Genomic DNA, 19129 nt, shown 5'->3' with positions numbered 1-19129 from the left:
CATTAAAAAAACCATTCAGATATAAACAAAACAAAAAAGATACCGATTACAAACAAAGGGAAATGGAAGCAGCATAGAAATGGGAGTGGGAAATTTGGAAGTAAGAGAAACTTTTATCAGCAATATCATGAGCAACAGTAAGAAAATAAATCTGCCAAAATTATTGAATTTTAAAAGTATCCGCATAAAATTGTTGGCTGGGTACTTCACTATCATTGCTTTGATAGCAATCTTAGGAGTCAACAGTTACGTGACGACGAAAGAGATCAATGATAACACGAAGGACATCATCGAAAAGGATATTATTGTTTTAGAAAGCGGAGAAGAGTTCAAATTTCTGATTTCTCAACGTATCGCAGTGGCGCGTGCGTACTTGATGACAGGCGATGTGGCTTTCAAGGACATGTTTACACAATTTACGGAAGAGAGCGATGTTATTAAAGCAGAAATACTGGCCATAGACAATTCAAAAAAAACTGCCGCATTATTTGAAGCGAATGATGAATGGGCAGAAGTGATGGAATCGGGAGTTCTCGCATCTTATCAAGCAGGGAATGCGGAAGAAGCCGTGCTGACTATGGTGAACGTTGCGGATCCTGTCGCTCGGGAGCAGATTGATTCAGTAAGCGGAATGCTGGAAAGTAAAACCCAAACGATCGATAAAAATGGCCACGAGATAATCGCGAGAGGTCAAAAATCGCTGATGCTTGTTGTCGCACTATCTGGGGCTGCTGTAATTATGAGCATCGTGATTGCGTTCGTACTTTCAAATGAAATCTCCAGCAAAATCAAGATTATCAAGGAGCGGATGGGATTAATCGCTGATGGTAGGCTGAATGTCGAACCGATAGAAATAGCAGGCCGAGATGAATTGGCTGAGTTGGCAATCGCGACCAATGCAATGCATGAACAATTAACTGCAATTGTTGTCAATATCCTGGATTCATCTGAACAATTAGCAGGTCATAGTCAAGAACTGACTCAATCTGCAAATGAAGTGAAAATTGGGTCTGAGCAGGTTGCTTTAACCATGCAAGAATTGGCAACGGGGTCCGAGGCTCAAGCAAGCAATGCCAGCGCACTTGCAAATGTGATGGAAACCTTTAATGAAGAATTCAAATCCGTTAACGAAAATTCTTTGATTATTGCGGATGCTTCCCGTCAGGTGATTGATCAATCAAATGAGAGTGAACAGCTGATGAACTTGTCCAGTCAACAAATGGATAATATAGAAACAATCATGAAACAAGCTGTGGTCAAAATGCAATCTTTGGAATTCCAAACGCAAGAAATCACAACGCTGGTGAGATTGATTCAAAATATTGCAGATCAAACCAATCTGCTTGCTCTTAATGCAGCGATAGAAGCGGCACGAGCTGGTGAACATGGAAGAGGATTTGCAGTCGTAGCTGATGAAGTCCGGAAATTATCCGAGCAAGTCGCTGTTTCTGTAAAAGACATTACGGGATTTGTCGGAAAGATTCAGACTGAGTCCAGAGATGTGAGTGTATCCTTGGAGCAAGGATATACGGAGGTTAAAGCAGGAGCGGAACAAATCCAAAGAACGACTGATGTATTGAATGAAATGGAAGATTCATTGAATGAGATGATTCAGAATATTTTGCTTGTTTCCGAAAAAATGTCCGGTTTGACGGAAAATACGGCAAGCATGAGTGTGGCAATAGAAGAAATAGCGTCCATTTCTCAAGAGTCTGCAGCTGGTGTTGAAGAGACTTCCGCTGCTACACAGCAAATCAACAGTTCCATGGAAGAAGTATCCATCAATTCAGAACAGATTTCCGGGTTGGCAGAGATGTTGCATGCGATTGTTAACCATTTTAAATTCCAGTAACAAAACTGATTCCTATAAAAGAGAGTCAACTGTTTTTAATAAGACAGTTGACTCTCTTTTGCTGTTGTATGAAGAACTGTAATTATGCAGAAGGACTAAATAATTTCAAAAGTATGCCGATTAAGATAAGAATACCTGAATCAAAAATAGTATTGATCATATACCAAAAAATTGATGGGAGTCACATCATGAAAAAATTTATCGTGTTTATCTGTAGTCAACAACAATTCGCCATTCCGATTGAAATCATTGAGAAAATATTGCCTTTAGGAAAGGCAACCTTGATCCCGGAAGCTTCGCCCTACGTCGCGGGTGTTATCCAATACAATGGCGACACCATGCCCATTGTCGATCTGAGCAAGCGATTATTTGATAACGAAATGGAGATTACGGAACTCTCCAAAATAATTGTAGTGTCGGACAATGACTTGAGGTTTGGAATTGCAGTGGACAGTGTCGTTTCAGTCAGCGAATTCGATGAAGAACTTCCGACAGTAAACGGCAATGTCGAAAATAAAGTCCAATATATCGAGCACCTGTTCAAGACGGATACAGACATCATCATCCACATCGACATCAATGCTTTGTTCCATCCTGATGGCAGAGAAGAGTTAGTTGCATTAAATGGATAACGGGTCAAGTTCAAAAAGGGGTTGATTACATACTTTGGAAAAGGAACTAAAGGTCGGGATTTCTGATTACAAAATCGGAGAAGCACCACAGTCCTTGTTTACAATCGGGCTAGGGTCATGTGTAGGCATAGCGATTTATGATCCAACCACCCATGTAGGTGGATTAAGCCATATTATGCTCCCCGACAGCAGTATGTTCAATGGGGAAAAAAAAATCGAAAAGTTTGCCGATTTGGCCATTCCGCATATGATTTCGGAGCTTGTAAAAAAAACACCAAAAAGAAGGCTGGTTGCAAAAATAGCTGGCGGCTCAAGCATGTTCAAAAACTCTTTGAATACGCCGCAAGCGAATATCGGGTTGCGCAATGTAGCTGCTGTCGAAACCATTCTCAAAGAACAAGGAATCCCTATTCTGGCAAATCATACAGGAGGTTCAATGGGGAGATCCATGTTCTTCGATCTTCACACGCTTCAAGTGAAAGTTAGGATGGGGAATCGAGAAGTTTTTGATCTATAACGTTCGACGGGGGGGGGAACAGTAATGGAAATAAACATCTTATTAGTGGATGACTCAGCATTCATGCGGCAGATACTAAAAGAGAAAATAGCGGAAATCGATGGGCTGAATGTTATCGCGACAGCAAGGAACAGCCAAGAAGCTTTTCAAAAAATAAAGCAGTTCAATCCGGATCTGATCACGTTGGACATCGAAATGCCTGGGATGAATGGCCTGGAGACATTGAAGGTCATCAAAGCGAGTTGCGACATACCCGTGATGATGATGAGCTCCCTGAGCGGCAAAGAAATTACGATTGAAGCGTTGGAAGCTGGAGCGATTGATTTTATAGAAAAGCCCGCAGACATAAGAAATCAAGGGGAGTCTTTTAAAAAACAAATTGAATTCGTCATGAAGCAGTTCTTCAACAGAACCCAAGAGACGACCGCTCTCCGGAGTAATGATGAGGGATCGATCCCGGCTAAATCCCGTCCAAATGCAGTGCGGGCTTTAGTGATAGGGGCATCAACCGGCGGGCCAAGGGCGCTTCTGCAAGTGATGAAGGATTTGCCGGAAGGGGTCAATGTGCCTATTTTTATTGTGCAGCATATGCCCAAGGGATTCACTGCATCATTTGCGCAACGTATGGACGCGGTAGCGCCAGTAAAGGTTGTTGAGGCTTACGATGGCATGCCGGTTGAGGGCGGAAAGGCCTATGTTGCTCCGGGAGACTATCATATGACAGTGAAAAATCGCCGCATCCAACTGTCTCAAACCGATAAAATTCATGGTGTGAGGCCAGCTGTGGACCATCTTTTCAGCTCAGCAGCCGAAAGTTACGGGAGCCGCCTGATTGGGGTTGTGCTTACCGGGATGGGGAAAGACGGTACGGAAGGTCTAAAGAAAATAAAGACTAATGGAGGATATACCTTCGCTCAGGACAAAGAATCTTCCTTGGTTTTTGGCATGCCTGGCAATGCCATCCAGAATAAGGTGATCGACGAAGTAGTCAATCTGGAAGAATTGACAGATGCGCTAAACCAAGTACTAGGCGGGAGGAAATAAATGTTGGACTTTAACTGGTTTTATACTTGGTCAGAAAAAACGTTGCATTTGAATTTGATAGCCTACAAAGAAGGGCAATTACAAAGACGGATTGAGACCATCATGAAAAAATCCGGAGCAACCGATTTGAAGCAATTTGCCAAAATGATCGAAACCGATGAAAACATAAAAAAGAATTTTTTGGATTATATCACAATCAACGTGACGGAATTCTATCGCAACAAGGAAATATTTGAGGAATTTGAAGAAGTCTTCATCAACAGACTTTCCTCGAAATTCAAAGCCTTGAAAGTGTGGAGTGCGGCCTGTTCGACGGGAGCGGAGGCCTATTCGATCGCTATGATTCTGAAAAAAAACAAGCTCACTGCCAGCAGCAAAATAATCGCCACAGATATAGACGAAACCATCCTGTCAAAAGCTAAGGCTGGGACGTACTCCAAATTGGAAGTGCAGAACGTTCCGCCCCTGGAAAAAAGACTCTACTTTACCGAGCAGAATAACCGGTATGCGTTGTCGGATGACATCAAAAAAACGGTTCATTTCAAAAAACATGATCTGATTCTGGACTCCTACGAAAAGGGCTACCATGCCATTATCTGCAGAAACGTCACAATCTATTTCAAGAATGAAGTAAAAGAAAAGATATACCGAAACATCGCGGATTCGTTAGTGCCCGGGGGATTGTTCTTTATAGGCGCTACGGAGTCTGTCTACAAACCTGAACAATACGGGCTAAAAAAAGTAGCTGCATTTCTGTATGAAAAGGTGTAAATAAGTAAAGCAGCGGACTACGAGAGGAAGGCTGGGATTCAATGGACGATAACAGTAAATACAGGGAACTCTTCTTTGAAGAAACCGATGAACATCTGCAAAATTTGAATGACCAAGTGATGGAGCTGGAAAATGATCCGGAAAGAGTAAGCATTTTGGACGAGATTTTCCGTTCCGCACACACGCTTAAAGGCATGGCGGCTACTATGGGCTATACAACCATGGCCGAATTGACGCACAAAATGGAAAACGTATTTGAATTGCTCAAAACGGGCAAGCTAGCTGCAGACGAAGGGATCGTTACGTTGATCTTCGATTGTCTGGATAAGCTCTCCGCCATTGTGGAAGATCTGAGGGCCGGGAATGAAGGGGAGCAGGATACTGCAACGCTCAAAAACAAATTGGACAATCTTTTGGCAAGCACAAAAGCAGCACCAAAGGATGAGACCGTCAGCGAACCCACTTTAAACGAGACGACGATGGATGATTCAAATTTTGCATTAGGAAAACTTGATTCCTCGGATATTTCAGTCATCCGCGATGCCCACGAGAAAAACTACCATGCCTTTTTTATCAAGGTCCGTCTCGATGAGACCAGCATGATGAAGAATGCCAGAGTCTATGTGGTCATCAATAAACTGGAGAAGAGCGGAGATATTCTTTATTCCGATCCCGATGTTGTGACGATGGAGAATGAAGACTTTGGGAATGAGTTCACCATCGTCTACCTGACTAAGACAGAAAAAACGGCTGTCGAAGAACAAATTCTGGAAACCAGTGAAATAGAATGCGTAGTCATTCACGAAATAACGGCAGAGGACCTCAACGCAGAGACTGCTGTCGTCGAAGCAGCGCTTCGTCCAGAAGCAGACGAACACAATGCAGAGACCGAAATAAATCCAACGATTACAGCTAAGCCGAAACAGGCCACGAATCATAGCAACGCGATGAATCAGTCGATACGGGTTGATATCGAGAAATTGGATTCCTTTATGAATCTTGTGTCGGAATTGGTCATCTATCGTACACGCTTGGAAGAGATCAATGATGATCTGCAAAGGTCCGAACTACGCGAGCCTTTGGAACAAGTGAGCCGGATTGCGACGGATCTCCAGGACTTGGTGCTCAAGATCCGCATGCAGCCGCTCAGCGTTGTCACGAATCGGTTCGGCAGAATGATCCGTGACTTGAGCAACGAGTTGGAGAAAGATATTGATTTGGTCATCGAAGGCGATGATACGGAATTGGATAAGACCGTCGTATCAGAACTGGGTGAGCCGCTCATCCATCTTCTGAGAAATGCTGTGGACCACGGAGTAGAAACGCCTGAAGCCAGAACCGCAAAAGGGAAGAACCCTAAAGGAACCATCCGGATAACGGCATACCAGGAAGGGAACCGAGTGTTTCTGACAGTTTCCGACGATGGCAAAGGGGTGAATCCATCAGTCATCAAAGAAAGTGCTGCCCGAAAAGGGATCGAAACAGACCATTTGTCCGATAAGGAAATCCAACAATTGATTTTCCATCCGGGTTTCTCAACTGCAAAAAACGTGACCAACATTTCCGGACGGGGAGTTGGCATGGATGTTGTGAAGCAGAAAATCAATGAACTGGGCGGTACGATTGAGATCATCAGTGAAGTCGATAAAGGAACTTCATTCCGGATGAGTTTGCCGCTTACGTTGTCGATTATCCAAGCCTTGCTTGTTACAGTAGGGACAGCGCAGTTTGCGCTTCCGCTGGGAGTTGTCAGAAAAGTGATTCGCCCTGAGCCAGAAGAGATTGTCCAGACGCACACCGGTGAGGTATACTATTTTGAAGATGAGACGATTCCGGTTATTCGCCTGCAGGATAGTTTGGACATCCATACCGGAGTGGAAGAAAAACCTTATCTGATAATCGTTAAAATTGATGAGCGCTTGTATGCTTTGACAGTTGATAATCTGATCCGTCAACAGGAAATTGTCATTAAAGAATTAGGCAAAGAACTGAAAAATATCAATAAGTACTTGGGAGCCACCATTATGGGGAACGGGAATATCATTTTGATTCTGGATATCACCGCAATATGCAACGAAAGAAATGTGGCTGTCTATGCATAAAGATTATTCAGAGATGCAATTGGACATCATAACCGAGTTTTTTTCGATAGGCGGAGGGAATGCAGCGACAAGTCTGTCACAGTTGATCAATCACCCTGTCGTAATGACGGTACCGTTAGTGGAAACGATGGACTATTCCGAATTGTTTGAAGGGATCATGTCCGATGAGAGCAGCGTGAATGCTGCAATTACGATGATTCATGGAGAACTGGAAGGCGCATTTTTATTTGTGATCAGAGATGATGAAGCCGACAAATTGGTGTCTTTGATGATGGGCGAGACACAGGGTGATCATGAAATGGCCGCGTCCGCTTTTATCGAACTGGTCAATATTATCGTCAACACCTTTTTGAATGCAATCTCGCAAGTGTTTGATGTGACCGTGACGACAGGCATCCCCTTCATGATAGAAGACATGTTCGGCGCAATCATCAGCAGTATCTACATGGAGCAAGGTGTTTATGAAGAAAATCTGTTCATCATAAAGAATGAATTTTCTTATTTGGGAGAACGCCTGGATGCATCCTTGTACTTTATCCCAAAGCAAGGCGTTTTAGATGAATTATTAAATGGAATCACAACTGAAAAGGAGAATTGATTATGGCGAAAAGAGTAATGATTGTTGATGATGCAGCATTTATGAGGATGAAACTGAAGGACATTCTGGAAAAGAATGGGTATAGTGTCGTAGCGGAAGCGCAGAATGGCATCGAAGCGATCGAAAAATACAAAGAAGTGCGTCCGGAAATTGTGACGATGGACATCACGATGCCAGAAATGGACGGGATTGAAGCCTTAAAAGGAATCAAAGTGATCGATGCAAATGCGAAAGTGGTTATGTGCAGTGCCATGGGCCAACAAGGTATGGTAATGGATGCCATTCGCGCAGGGGCGGCGGACTTTATCGTGAAGCCTTTCGACACAGACCGCGTCATCAAAGCATTGGATAAAGTCATTTGATCAGGAGGGCAACATGCAAATAATCGTCTTTACTTTAAAAGAAAAGTATTATGCTATACCTACTGAAGATGTCGAAGAAATTGTCAAGGAAATGCCTTTCACGCATGTGCCGAAAGCCCCGTACTGGGTGGAAGGATTGATCAATATCCGAGGGAATGCCATCACTTTGATTAATTTGTATAAATTACTTAGTAACACTAGTGAAACAGAAGAACTGTGTTACAATAGTATCATCATTTTGAAGAACGACGATAAAAAAGTTGCTTTTGCGGTGGACTCTGTTGAATCTGTTTCGGAAATTGATTCACAAGACATACAAATGACTGACTACGTGAGCGCAAAGGAAGTAGCGGGCATCATCAGATTAAACAACAAAATGATCAGTTTAATAAGTATGGAAGCATTATTTTCTATAAATGAGGGGTAAGCGTGAGTAAAGTTCTATCTCAACAGGAAATAGATTTGTTGATGGAAAGTGTTAAAAGTGGCAAGATTGATACTGACTTAGTAGAGGAAACAGAACCCGTTAAAATCAAAACCTACGATTTCAAAAGACCGTCACGGCTTTCGAAAGAGTACATAACGACTTTAACCATGTTATTCGAAGAATACGCTAAAATTGTAAGCAGTCTGATAACAACTCAGGTGCGTTCAAATGTTTCGCTGCGCGTAGCTTCGATTGAACAAATCAGTTTTGATGAGTTTTTGCATTCGGTTCCTCACTTTACTTTGATGGGTCTATTCCGCTCAGAGCCACAAGAGGGGATGCAGATTGTCGAAATAAATTCTCAAGTTTGTCTGCAGTTATTGCAGCTGTTGTGTGGAAGCCCAGATACAAAATTAGCAAGTACAGGACACGGCAAAGAGAGCTTTACGGATATCGAGATTGCCATTCTCAAAGATGTAGTCGCTAATTTTGGGCATGCGTTTCAGTTGGCTTTCAGGGATATCGTAGAGTTGAGCGTTAAGATGGAAGCAATGGAAACGAACGCGCAGCTTCTGCAGACAATGTCCCCGAATGAACCTGTCATCATGACCACGTTCATTATTGAATTGTTGGAGGACCAGACATTCATCAACCTGTGCATTCCTTATGTCTTTTTTGAGAATATGTTGGAAAAGTTGAGTTTTCGTAATTGGTTCCATTCAGGGCGCGCGACGGATCCTTCAGACAAAGATAACTTAACTAAAAATTTGCAATCCGTTCAGGTATCTGTAGAGGTTTTGCTTGGGAAGACAAACGTATCGATAGATAGTTTTTTACAATTGGAGTTGGGTGATATCATCACCTTAGATAAACCCACTCACGAGCCATTGGTCATGTCCATAGAGAAACTGCCAACTTATTTGGTAAAGCCTGGTGTGCTGGGGAATAAAATGGCGGCTGAGGTATTACACTATATCGGAGGAGACATTGAGTAAATGAGCACTGAAAAACTAACACAAGAAGAAATTGATCGCATGATGAGTGAATTAATCCAAACGCCAGTTGCCACAACCATCAGCCAAATGGAGAGCGATATCATCGGAGAGGTCGGGAATATATCCATGTCCCAAGCGGCTACAACCTTATCCGAAATTTTAGCCCACAAAGTCCATATCACCACACCGAAAGTATCCGTCAAAAGTATCCGTCAGGTGATTGATGCTGCGGTTAAGCCTAAGCTTGTTACCTCGATCGGGTTCAGAAAGGGCTTGACAGGGAATAATCTTTTGTTGCTGGATGCCCAGGACTCCGTGATCATTGCCAATTTGATGATGGGCGGAGATGGCCAAGTGACCACTTCGGAATTAACGGAATTGGAACTGAGTGCGGTCGGTGAAGCAATGAATCAGATGATGGGTTCTTCCGCAACAGCCATGGCGACCATGCTGGGGAAAATGATCGATATCTTTCCACCTGAAGTTCATTTGGTTGATGATAAACAACATTTTAATGTCGATATCGGAATAGCGGATTTGAACGCAGACGTCTGTCTGATCGCGTTCCAACTGGAAGTGGAAGGCATCCTGCAGAGTGAAATCATGCAAGTGTTCACCATGGACGCCGTTAAAGAAATCACTGAGATCATGTTGGCGGATCAAGGGGAAGTGCTTGCGCCTGTCGAACGGAAGCACGAAGAACGTCGATCGAAGCCTTTTTTGCAGACAGAAGCAGATGTGGTTCCGATTCAAAAACCTGCTTTTCAGGAATTGAATAAATCCGATAAACAACATCTTCCACAAAATTTGGAGCTGATACTGGATGTTCCGTTGGAATTCAGTGTGATGCTAGGAGAAAGCAAAAAAACAATCAAAGACATCCTTTCATTAGGCACAGGCTCTATTGTGGAACTGAACAAACTGACAGAAGAACCTTTGAGTATCTATGTGAACGGCAAACGGATCGCCGAAGGAGAAGTCGTAGTGATCAATGAAAACTTCGGCGTTCGTATCACGAATATCTTAAGTAGAGAACAACGCATCGAAACGTTATAGGAAGAGAAGGGACCAGCTCATGACTCAATGAGCCGGGCACTTCTTTTTTTGTGGCCTTACCGGTAGGTGGGTGTCGGTTGTTTTGCGGTTTTCGGTATCCGTTCAGCCGACAGATGCGTGATCTCTCGACAGTTCGGGGACCCATCTTGGGCGAACAACCGACAGAGGAACAATCTCTCGGTTGTTCCGCGGTTTTCGGTATCCGTTCAGTCGACAGATGCGTGATCTATCGATAGATCGCGAACCTGTCCTGGGCGAACAGTCGACAGATGAATCAAAGGAGGCGCCTCCATATGGGCCCCTGTTTGGTCAGCAGCTTTCTTTGATGATTATTTTGTCAATCTTCGGCTTTTCATGGATTTTGACTTAACTTTTCAGGAAAGTGGTCGACAATAGTGATGTGGATACAATAAGATAGATACATACTAACCAGTAAAAAGGAGTGAGTTGCATGAAAATCGGCAACGGCTATAACAGTTACCTTAAGGCAATCCAAACGGACACATCACATAAAGAAACCATAAAGGCTGAACCGCTTAAACCAAGAGCAAATGAGGCGGCGGTAAAAGTCGAGATTTCAGAAGAAGCGAAGCGCTTAGCTGAAAAGGCAATCGATAGCGCCCCTAGCGCCAAAGCCCAAGAGATAAAATCAGCAATCCAAAACGGTACGTATAAAGTAAGTGCCGAAAAAATTGCAGCGAACATGATGAAAACAATCGAAGAGCAAGAAGCTGGTTGGGAATAATGGAGAACAGACAAAATGGTGTAGTTTTATTGACAGCCCTCAAAGACACTTTGAAACGCGAAAAAGAAGCGTTGATGGCAAATGATAGCATTGCATTCGATAACATCGTCACGGAAAAACAAGATTTCTTGGGGCGTTTGGAAGAAGCGTCCTTTGAAGGCTGCAACCGCGTCGCAATCGAACAGGAAGTGCTTGAAATAAAGGAATTGCAGGAATGCAATCTTTTGTTGACAAAACAAGCAATCAGTTTTCATGACAGCATTTTGGATGCTTTAACGGATGGGATGGAAAAAAAATCCCGGACATACTCCAAAAAAGGGCAGCTATCCCCTTCCAAAAATGTAGGTCTGTTCAATCAATCAGTGTAAGGTGGAGGTACCATGGCAGGACTATTTGGAATACTAAACGCAGGAACGAACGGCATGAGCGCAGCTCAGGCGGCCATGCAGACAACAAGTAGCAACATTTCGAATGCTAACACGGAAGGCTATTCCAGACAACGAGTCAATTTGGTTGCGAGCAATCCCTATACGCTTGAAGGTGTGGGCCAACTCGGGACAGGTGTACGCATGGAATCCGTCACACGGATTGTTGATGATTATTTAGTGAAACAAACTTTTACGGAAAATGCTTCCTTGGAAAAATACACGCAAAAAGCTGATGTGCTGGGCCAATTGGAAGCTGTTTTCAACGAACCTTCCGAAACGGGTTTGAACAATAAAATGACTGAGTTCTATGAATCATGGAAATATTTGAGCGACAATCCGGAACTGACAACATCCAAGACGATGGTCAGCCAACAGGCGCAGACGTTAACGGATACAGTCTCGCATATGGGCGCTCAATTGGACAGTCTTCAGGAGGGCACCGTTCAGGCGATTTCAAAGAAGGTTTTGGACTTTAACACGAAAGTCGAACAACTAGAGTCGATCAACAAGCAAATATTCTCTGTTACCACAAAAGGCGAAATACCGAATACCTTATTGGATCAACGGGATCAATTGGTGGGAGAACTATCAGGAATCACTTCTGTGGAAGTGAAGACGGATGCTTATCAACGGACCTTCATCAGCATTGAAGGCGAAGAAATTCTTGGAGCGAATAAGCGCCAAGTGTTAAGTGTAGCAATCGGAGAAACTTCCGGAGACGGCTCGCTCATCTCCACAAACGGCAGCACTTCGAAAACGGTCGAATCATCCGAATCTTTCCCAGCCGGAACGTTGTTGCTGAAGCAAACTGCAGAGGACGGGGCGACCCGGTTTACGGAACTATCCAGTAAAAGCGGCCATATCAGCGGCTCGCAGGAAGCACTGGTTGAGATCGACCGAGGCATCCTTGAACTGAACCAACTGGTCTCGACGGTCGCAGAAGCCGTCAACGTGATCCATAGCGACAATGGAACCGGGATTCCCTTTTTTGATTTGGGCGATGATCCGGATAATGTCATTTCCAATTTGAAAGTGAACCCCGCCATCACGGAGGATCCGAGCAAGATTGTTTCAGGCAAATCGCTTACGGGCCAGATAGCCGGTGATGGTTCCAGGGCGCGCGCCATTTCCGACATCCAATCAGCCGCACTCAACTACTCCTCGGAAGAGGCGCTTGCTTTTGATGCGGACACGTTGAAGATTACAGCGCAGACCAATGGCACGACTACTGCGGATGCGTACAATGACATCATCACCCGAGTGGGGATTTCGAAGCAACAGGCCGACTTCATGATGGAGAACCAAAATGAGGTGGTCTCTTTTCTAGAGCAAAGAAAGAGTTCCATTTCAGGCGTCTCCATCAACGAAGAAGTTGTGAACATCATGAAATTCCAAAGTGCGTTTCAGGCAAACGCTAAGGTGTTGGCGGTCACCTCCGAGATGCTGGATACTTTGATCAATCGGACAGGGGTATAAAACATGCGCATCACGGACAGAATAACCACAACGAACATGATCCAAAGCATTAACCGAAGCCAAGGCAAGTTGGAAAAATACAATAACCAATTATCTTCGATGAAGGAAATCAGCAAACCATCAGACGATCCGCTGCGGGCATCGCAGATCATGAATTTGAACAACAGCCTGATCCAAAATGAAGAGTTTTCCGTAACGATCTCGGACACCACCGATTGGACCAACATGCAGGATTCCGCGCTGGAAAATGCCACCAATTCACTCAGGCGGATCACGACGCTGATCCAGTCGGCTTCCACCGGAACGATGTCGGATTCAGATCGCCAAGCCGTGAAAGCGGAAATGGCCACCGAAATCAGCACAATGGTCGACTCGCTTAACACAAATTTTGGCGGCAAATATGTCTTTGCGGGCATGAATACGACGACCAAGCCATTTGAAATCAGTACGGACGATACGGGAATGATGAACGGCATCGTTTATCAGGGGACGGTTGATGAAACCGACGCAAACGGCAACGTGATTGCGACCAATGCCAATTTATCGCGCGCAATCGCGACAGGTGTGGATGTCTCGCTGAAGACAGATGGCAGACAGCTGATGAATGAACAGGGCACGCCAGCCGGAAAAGATGATCTTGGCACCTTCCTTGCGGATGCGCTGAAAGCTTTGGATGCGAACGATACAGAAGCCCTATCAGGCAAACTGTTGGCACGTTCAAACGCGGAGACCGAGAACGTCGTCAATATGCGGACCGAAATCGGAGCCATCTCCAATCGCTTGAAATCCGCCCAAGAGCGGAACACCACCGAAAATATCCAACTGAAGTCGATCCGTTCCAACAAGCAAGACGTGGACCTGGCCGAAAAATACATGGAATTCACGATGGAGCAGCAAGCCTTTCAGGCGGCGCTGTCCATGGGCACCAAGATTCTCCAAACCAATATTTTAGACTATCTTTAGGATAGTCTTTTTTTATATTATTTTTTGAAATTCAGCAAAATAACGCTTAACTATTTCAGACCCGCTCCGATTATATAGATATAGGCAAGGCCTTAACAAAACGAACGTACACTAGGAGGAAACACACATGAGAATCGGAACAAATACAGCAGCAGCGAATACATATTCCAGCTTGACAGCAGCAAACTCTTCAAAAGCAGGTTCATTAGCAAAACTGTCTTCAGGCTTGCGCATCAACAAAGCTGGGGACGACGCAGCGGGACTGTCAATCTCTGAAAAAATGAAAAACCAAATCAGCGGCTTGACGCAAGCAAAACGCAATGCCCAGGATGGAATTTCTTTGATCCAAACAGCTGAAGGCGGACTGTCAGAAACACACAGCATCCTGAACCGTATGCGTGACTTGTCTGTCCAAGCTGCCAATGGAACAAACAGTGCAGATGATCTTACTGCAATTGATTCTGAAATGACATCATTAAGTACTGAAATAAACAGAATTGCTACTACAACAGAATTCAACGGAAAAGCACTGCTAAATGGGAGCTTAACTTCTGGTTCTGGAGTAGTACTACAGATTGGGGCTAAGACAACAGCTGCAGATACTATGGAAGTCAGCATTGAGGATATGTCTGCTGCAGGATTAGGCGTCGATGCTTTGGATGTTACAACTGATGCTACTGGTGCTATTGAGGACTTAGACCTTGCTATCACAGCAGTTTCTACACAACGTACGTCCTTGGGTGCGAACCAAAATCGCTTGGATCACACAATCAATAACCTATCGACAACAAAAGAAAACTTGTCTGAAGCGAACTCACGCATCACAGATGTGGATATGGCTGAAGAAATGACGTCATTCACAAAATCAAACATCTTGGCACAAGCTGCGACTTCAATGTTGGCGCAAGCGAACCAAATGCCACAATCTGTACTTTCTTTGTTACAATAATAGCTTCTGATCAAAGGCCGGCCGTATGGCGGGCCTTTGATTGCTTTATAGGATTAAAAATACTATCATGTCGTAAAGCGGCACCATCCAGCCAAAATAATTAGAACCAGACCCCTAATAGCGAATGCTGTACGGAACGGAGTGAAAAAATGAGTGTATCTAGCAGTATAAATTTTTTGGGATCCTATTCAGGGATCACTTCCGAAACAATCGATTCCTTGATTGCCGCGCAATCCGGTAAACTGACCCAATACAACAACCAAAAAGAAACCTTGACCAAAGAAAAAACAGCCTGGGCCGATATCCAGACCAGATTGACCAATCTGAATACCAAAACGGACACTCTGATGGATCCAAAAAGTTTCTTTTCGAAAAAAACTACGAGTTCCGATGAGACAAAACTCGCTGTAACCGCAGGAACAAACGCCGTTCCCGGCGATTATACGATCATGATAGAAAGATTGGCGACCACTTCCCAATTGTTTTCTGGAGAAATCTTGACTGCAGAGCAAACCTCCACCTCGGCGTTGGGATTTGAAGGCACCTTCAAGCTTGCGAGTCAGGATACGAGTGAAATCGGTTCAAGCGCTCCGACGACGCTGAAACAAGCGGATATCACCGTCGCCACTACGGATACCTTGAAGGACATCATCACCAAAATCAACGTAACAACGAAAGATAGCGGTATTTCCGCCACCATCATCGATGGACGCTTGTCGCTTACCGACGCGCAGATGGGCGATCGTACGATTTCGGCGACAAGCACAACCGATTTGGCTGATAAACTGGCCTTGAATCCTGCAGCAACTGGTGCCGCACAAGCGACACATGCGGCCGGAAACACAGCCAAAATTACCGTCAACAACATGATCACGTTGGAACGCAATACCAATACGATCACCGATGCAATTGAAGGTATGACGCTCAATCTGAAAGCAACGACAGCAGGAACCGCTGTATCCCTGTCGGTTGCGGATGACACAGATAATACCTTGAAGGTCGTAAAGGATTTCATTGAGCAATACAACTCGACAGTGAGCTTCATCACTGAAAAACTGTCGGTCGGCAATCCGTCTTCCGAGACCAATGTTGCAGGAGCGCTCAGCGGTGACAGCACTTTGCTGCGCTTGCAATCCAGCCTGAGACAAATGCTGACCGGCGGAGTGGAAATCCAAAAAACTAATCCTTCCGACACCATTGAAACACAAAAATATGATTTTATCGGATCGTTAGGCATTTCTGTCGACCGTTACGGTAAAGCCGCTATCGATGAAACTAAATTGAAGGAAGTCATCACAAAAGAACCTGACCGTGTTGCCGGCTTCTTCAGCAGAAGCATTACGGTTGATGGGACCACCGAAAAGAAAAAAGTCGGCCTGGCGGAAAAGCTACAGACTATGGTAAACAGTTTTGTCGATTCCAAAGACGGCATGATCACCGCCAAAAACAAGACCTACGATAAAGCGGTGGATGACATCTCCAAGAAGGTGGAATCATTCAATGAACGGATGGAAGCGCAGCGAGCGCGCTATGTAAAAATGTTTACGGCTTTGGACACGGCGATGATGCAAGCTGAGTCCCAGATGTCTTATCTGTCGAGCCAGTTGACGAGTTCTAATGATTAATGATCACGGAGGAAAGAAGGTGTCGTGAAAGATGCAGAACGCAGATTTCGCTAAGGAAAGATTGGATGTTTTACTGGAAATGAAGCAATTATTTGATTCATGGGACGGCACAGCGACACACGGAATCAAAGTGATCGAAAAAAATAAAGAACATATCGCTTCTCTGCAAAAATTTGATAGTGTTGAAGGTATGAGCCCTTTTTCAAAATCAGAAAATGAATTACTCATTCAAGTTATTCAAAAACAGAAATTAGTGATGTATACTTTAAGGAACAATAAAGAAGAATTGCTTCAACAAGCAAAAAAAGTGAATCAAAAAAGCCGCATCATCGAAAGCTACATAAACATGAAAAAAACGCCGGTTTTTGTTGATAGAGGTATGTGAATGGGAGAGAAAAATGTATAATCGAAATAAACAGAATGTATATCTACAGAACCAAGTCATGACTGCAACGCCAAAGAAATTGATCATCCTGCTTTATGATGGTTGCATCAAATTCATTAATCTGGCGGAACGGGCGATTCTGGACAACAAAATGGAGAATGCGCACGTTAATCTGATCAAGGCCCAGAACATCGTTATGGAACTCAAGGGAACCTTGAATTTTGAAGACGGGGCAGCGATCGCTGAGGAGCTTGATACGATTTATGGACATCTGAATACGGCGTTGATAAAAGCGAACATCGACAAAGATGCGGATCAAGTGAAAAAATGTTGCCTTATTATGCAGGATTTGAGAGCATCGTGGGTTGAAGTTTAATTAAAAATAATTGTAATAGAGGATGCCTCGTGCATGCTCTATTTTTTTGGTCTGCCCGGCAGAGGGGGGGATAACTTGATTGTGAAAGGCCATTGCAGGTTTTAAAAATGGAAAATTATCATCCTTACCCGAGATTGGCAAGCTACAGAAGGATAGGCTGGTTCCACCTTCTTGGTCTTCATAGTACTATACGACTAATTGGATTGGATTGTATTTTTCTTCTTTATAATTTAACTAACAAACAATCTGTATTTGAAATCGTCATTTTAGTATTGAATTTCACCTTTTTTTCATGTAGTGTATCCATAAAGAGAACCTCAATCTGATATGGTTGTGTTGTGGTGACTTAATCATGTCAGATTGAGGTTCTTTTTGTATGCCCACTGATTTTTCGAAAAGTTTTAGGAATTATTTTTTTATACTTTCGTACAGTACATCGAAAATAGTATTAAGTCGTAGGCTATCCTAAAGGTTTATGAATACTTAAGAACAGGCTTGAAGGAAATTACAATTTTTAAATACTTGTAAAGTAAAAGTGGGGTATAATGTATAAGCTTGATGAAATTTGTATGACGAAAATGTGAACAAAACGGTACATAGAGCGGGGATAATGAATGAATGACATAAATTATAACTTGCTGAGAAATGCATTAAACGCATCCTCTATGCGGCAAGAGATTATTTCGAGTAACATCTCGAATGTTAATACAGACAACTATAAAGTAGGACAAGTTCAATTTGAATCGCTTTTAAGTCAATCAAGCAATAGTTTGAAAATGGAACAAACGAACGATTTGCATATCGGTTATGATGATTTGTCTCAAATCGATCCGCTTGTGACAAAAAGAACAGATACTGCAGTTAAAGAAAATGGGAACAATGTGGATATTGACATGGAGATGACGAATCAGGCTCAAAATAGTCTATACTATAATGCGCTTGTGACGCAATTGAATGCGAAATTAGGCCTTCTCAATACTGCAATATCCAGTTAAAAAAATGAAAGGGGTTAAAATTAAGAATGTCCATTTTTGATTCTCTGCACATCAATTCAAGCGGCCTTAGTTTGGAACGGTTGAAGTTGGATGTCATATCCACAAACATAGCGAATGTCAATACGACGCGAACAGAGGAAGGTGGACCGTATTTGAAGAAGACGGTTTCTTTCGAGGAGAGCATGAAAAGGACAACGACTCCGGGACTGAACGGTTCGACAGAAAAGAGCTTCGGTGTACGCCCAACTGCAATCGATTCGGATGAAACGGCAGTCATCAGGGAGTATGACCCAACACATATAGACGCAGATGAGAACGGATATGTCACCAAACCGAATGTGAATATGGCAGACGAGATGGTGGACATGATGCTGACGATGCGTACCTACGAAGCGAATGCTACTGCGTTGGAAGCAAGTAAAGATATGCTGAAGCGAGCGCTGCAAATTTCAGCCGATTGATCAATAAATGAGTGAATGGAGTGTCACATGGCTATCAGTTTACCAATATATAATTTAGGCAGCAGTCCCACCAGCAGCAACCTTGCATCTGAAATCAGCTCATTGAGTGCAAATGTTGGCATTCAGACTGATAACGATACAGCATCGTTTGATAATCTTCTCGGAAAATCGATGACGCTGCTGAATGAAACACAGAATGCCTCCGATGCTGCAACGCAAAGTCTGATCATGGGGGACAGTGAAAACCTGCATGATGTCATGATAAAGGCTACTGAAGCGCAGTTGGCTCTTGATTTGGCAGTACAGGTCAGAAATAAAAGTTTGGAAGCTTTCAATGAAATCAAAAATATGCAATTTTAATGATAAGCAA

Annotated in this window: 22 protein-coding genes; all 22 read left to right on the top strand. The window is 43.6% G+C overall.

Annotated elements, in window-relative coordinates:
• The first annotated feature begins 94 nt into the window (after positions 1-94).
• The 22 genes from BM184_RS09795 (at position 95) to fliE (ending at position 19119) form a co-directional block, all read left to right on the top strand.
• Complete coding sequence (locus tag BM184_RS09795; RefSeq protein ID WP_177208620.1) at positions 95-1852, top strand: methyl-accepting chemotaxis protein; 1758 nt, start codon at positions 95-97, stop codon at positions 1850-1852.
• Between the two features lie 188 nt (positions 1853-2040).
• A complete protein-coding gene (locus BM184_RS09790; protein WP_177208619.1) occupies positions 2041-2484 on the top strand; it encodes a chemotaxis protein CheW in 444 nt (147 codons plus the stop codon).
• A gap of 34 nt (positions 2485-2518) precedes the next feature.
• Positions 2519-3001: a chemotaxis protein CheD gene (locus tag BM184_RS09785; RefSeq protein WP_086943568.1), complete on the top strand. Its 483-nt coding sequence runs from the start codon at positions 2519-2521 to the stop codon at positions 2999-3001.
• A gap of 24 nt (positions 3002-3025) precedes the next feature.
• A complete protein-coding gene (locus BM184_RS09780; RefSeq protein ID WP_086943569.1) occupies positions 3026-4045 on the top strand; it encodes a protein-glutamate methylesterase/protein-glutamine glutaminase in 1020 nt (339 codons plus the stop codon).
• Positions 4046-4816 (top strand): CheR family methyltransferase, encoded by a 771-nt coding sequence (locus BM184_RS09775; RefSeq protein ID WP_086943570.1) that lies wholly within the window; start codon positions 4046-4048, stop codon positions 4814-4816.
• Between the two features lie 41 nt (positions 4817-4857).
• Entirely contained in the window at positions 4858-6918 is a 2061-nt protein-coding gene (locus tag BM184_RS09770) for a chemotaxis protein CheA (protein WP_086943571.1), read from the top strand.
• Entirely contained in the window at positions 6911-7516 is a 606-nt protein-coding gene (locus BM184_RS09765) for a chemotaxis protein CheC (protein ID WP_245830767.1), read from the top strand. The genes BM184_RS09770 and BM184_RS09765 overlap by 8 nt, the downstream gene beginning before the upstream one ends.
• Positions 7517-7518: 2 nt before the next feature.
• Positions 7519-7878, top strand: coding sequence for a response regulator (locus BM184_RS09760; RefSeq protein WP_086943572.1), 360 nt, complete (start codon positions 7519-7521; stop codon positions 7876-7878).
• A gap of 13 nt (positions 7879-7891) precedes the next feature.
• Complete coding sequence (locus BM184_RS09755) at positions 7892-8305, top strand: chemotaxis protein CheW (protein ID WP_086943573.1); 414 nt, start codon at positions 7892-7894, stop codon at positions 8303-8305.
• A gap of 2 nt (positions 8306-8307) precedes the next feature.
• The gene (gene fliM, locus BM184_RS09750) at positions 8308-9300 is read left to right on the top strand and encodes a flagellar motor switch protein FliM (protein WP_086943574.1); all 993 of its coding nucleotides are present in this window, start codon (positions 8308-8310) and stop codon (positions 9298-9300) included.
• Complete coding sequence (fliY, locus tag BM184_RS09745; RefSeq protein WP_086943575.1) at positions 9301-10356, top strand: flagellar motor switch phosphatase FliY; 1056 nt, start codon at positions 9301-9303, stop codon at positions 10354-10356.
• Positions 10357-10807: 451 nt separating this feature from the next.
• Positions 10808-11101, top strand: a complete 294-nt coding sequence (gene flgM / locus BM184_RS09740) for a flagellar biosynthesis anti-sigma factor FlgM (protein ID WP_086943576.1) — start codon at positions 10808-10810, stop codon at positions 11099-11101.
• The gene (locus BM184_RS09735; RefSeq protein WP_086943577.1) at positions 11101-11469 is read left to right on the top strand and encodes a hypothetical protein; all 369 of its coding nucleotides are present in this window, start codon (positions 11101-11103) and stop codon (positions 11467-11469) included. Before flgM ends, BM184_RS09735 begins: the two co-directional genes overlap by 1 nt.
• A gap of 12 nt (positions 11470-11481) precedes the next feature.
• Positions 11482-13005, top strand: coding sequence for a flagellar hook-associated protein FlgK (flgK, locus tag BM184_RS09730; RefSeq protein ID WP_086943578.1), 1524 nt, complete (start codon positions 11482-11484; stop codon positions 13003-13005).
• Positions 13006-13008: 3 nt separating this feature from the next.
• Complete coding sequence (flgL, locus tag BM184_RS09725) at positions 13009-13968, top strand: flagellar hook-associated protein FlgL (protein ID WP_086943579.1); 960 nt, start codon at positions 13009-13011, stop codon at positions 13966-13968.
• Between the two features lie 127 nt (positions 13969-14095).
• Positions 14096-14917, top strand: coding sequence for a flagellin N-terminal helical domain-containing protein (locus tag BM184_RS09720; RefSeq protein ID WP_086943580.1), 822 nt, complete (start codon positions 14096-14098; stop codon positions 14915-14917).
• A 149-nt stretch (positions 14918-15066) separates the two neighbouring features.
• Positions 15067-16542, top strand: coding sequence for a flagellar filament capping protein FliD (gene fliD / locus BM184_RS09715; RefSeq protein WP_086943581.1), 1476 nt, complete (start codon positions 15067-15069; stop codon positions 16540-16542).
• A 31-nt stretch (positions 16543-16573) separates the two neighbouring features.
• Positions 16574-16927 (top strand): hypothetical protein, encoded by a 354-nt coding sequence (locus tag BM184_RS09710; protein WP_086943582.1) that lies wholly within the window; start codon positions 16574-16576, stop codon positions 16925-16927.
• 13 nt (positions 16928-16940) lie between these two features.
• On the top strand, positions 16941-17303 hold the full coding sequence (fliS, locus tag BM184_RS09705) for a flagellar export chaperone FliS (protein ID WP_086943583.1): 363 nt from the start codon (positions 16941-16943) through the stop codon (positions 17301-17303).
• Between the two features lie 614 nt (positions 17304-17917).
• A complete protein-coding gene (gene flgB, locus BM184_RS09700; protein WP_086943584.1) occupies positions 17918-18298 on the top strand; it encodes a flagellar basal body rod protein FlgB in 381 nt (126 codons plus the stop codon).
• 26 nt (positions 18299-18324) lie between these two features.
• Positions 18325-18759: a flagellar basal body rod protein FlgC gene (gene flgC / locus BM184_RS09695; protein ID WP_086628565.1), complete on the top strand. Its 435-nt coding sequence runs from the start codon at positions 18325-18327 to the stop codon at positions 18757-18759.
• Positions 18760-18786: 27 nt separating this feature from the next.
• Positions 18787-19119: a flagellar hook-basal body complex protein FliE gene (gene fliE, locus BM184_RS09690; protein WP_086943585.1), complete on the top strand. Its 333-nt coding sequence runs from the start codon at positions 18787-18789 to the stop codon at positions 19117-19119.
• Positions 19120-19129 lie beyond the last annotated feature (10 nt).

Source organism: Trichococcus pasteurii, from assembly GCF_900112935.1.
GTDB lineage: Bacteria > Bacillota > Bacilli > Lactobacillales > Aerococcaceae > Trichococcus > Trichococcus pasteurii.
Note: the sequence above shows the minus strand (reverse complement) of the source record. Positions and strands in the feature narration are given on the sequence as shown.

What these genes read in the sequence shown, in the direction of transcription:
- BM184_RS09790 (WP_177208619.1), top strand. Translation starts at nt 2,041, where the DNA reads ATGAAAAAATTTATCGTGTTTATCTGTAGTCAACAACAATTCGCCATT.
- BM184_RS09780 (WP_086943569.1), top strand. Translation starts at nt 3,026, where the DNA reads ATGGAAATAAACATCTTATTAGTGGATGACTCAGCATTCATGCGGCAG.
- BM184_RS09775 (WP_086943570.1), top strand. Translation starts at nt 4,046, where the DNA reads ATGTTGGACTTTAACTGGTTTTATACTTGGTCAGAAAAAACGTTGCAT.
- BM184_RS09770 (WP_086943571.1), top strand. Translation starts at nt 4,858, where the DNA reads ATGGACGATAACAGTAAATACAGGGAACTCTTCTTTGAAGAAACCGAT.
- BM184_RS09765 (WP_245830767.1), top strand. Translation starts at nt 6,911, where the DNA reads ATGCATAAAGATTATTCAGAGATGCAATTGGACATCATAACCGAGTTT.
- BM184_RS09760 (WP_086943572.1), top strand. Translation starts at nt 7,519, where the DNA reads ATGGCGAAAAGAGTAATGATTGTTGATGATGCAGCATTTATGAGGATG.
- BM184_RS09755 (WP_086943573.1), top strand. Translation starts at nt 7,892, where the DNA reads ATGCAAATAATCGTCTTTACTTTAAAAGAAAAGTATTATGCTATACCT.
- fliY (WP_086943575.1), top strand. Translation starts at nt 9,301, where the DNA reads ATGAGCACTGAAAAACTAACACAAGAAGAAATTGATCGCATGATGAGT.
- flgM (WP_086943576.1), top strand. Translation starts at nt 10,808, where the DNA reads ATGAAAATCGGCAACGGCTATAACAGTTACCTTAAGGCAATCCAAACG.
- BM184_RS09735 (WP_086943577.1), top strand. Translation starts at nt 11,101, where the DNA reads ATGGAGAACAGACAAAATGGTGTAGTTTTATTGACAGCCCTCAAAGAC.
- flgK (WP_086943578.1), top strand. Translation starts at nt 11,482, where the DNA reads ATGGCAGGACTATTTGGAATACTAAACGCAGGAACGAACGGCATGAGC.
- flgL (WP_086943579.1), top strand. Translation starts at nt 13,009, where the DNA reads ATGCGCATCACGGACAGAATAACCACAACGAACATGATCCAAAGCATT.
- BM184_RS09720 (WP_086943580.1), top strand. Translation starts at nt 14,096, where the DNA reads ATGAGAATCGGAACAAATACAGCAGCAGCGAATACATATTCCAGCTTG.
- fliD (WP_086943581.1), top strand. Translation starts at nt 15,067, where the DNA reads ATGAGTGTATCTAGCAGTATAAATTTTTTGGGATCCTATTCAGGGATC.
- BM184_RS09710 (WP_086943582.1), top strand. Translation starts at nt 16,574, where the DNA reads ATGCAGAACGCAGATTTCGCTAAGGAAAGATTGGATGTTTTACTGGAA.
- fliS (WP_086943583.1), top strand. Translation starts at nt 16,941, where the DNA reads ATGTATAATCGAAATAAACAGAATGTATATCTACAGAACCAAGTCATG.
- flgB (WP_086943584.1), top strand. Translation starts at nt 17,918, where the DNA reads ATGAATGACATAAATTATAACTTGCTGAGAAATGCATTAAACGCATCC.
- flgC (WP_086628565.1), top strand. Translation starts at nt 18,325, where the DNA reads ATGTCCATTTTTGATTCTCTGCACATCAATTCAAGCGGCCTTAGTTTG.
- fliE (WP_086943585.1), top strand. Translation starts at nt 18,787, where the DNA reads ATGGCTATCAGTTTACCAATATATAATTTAGGCAGCAGTCCCACCAGC.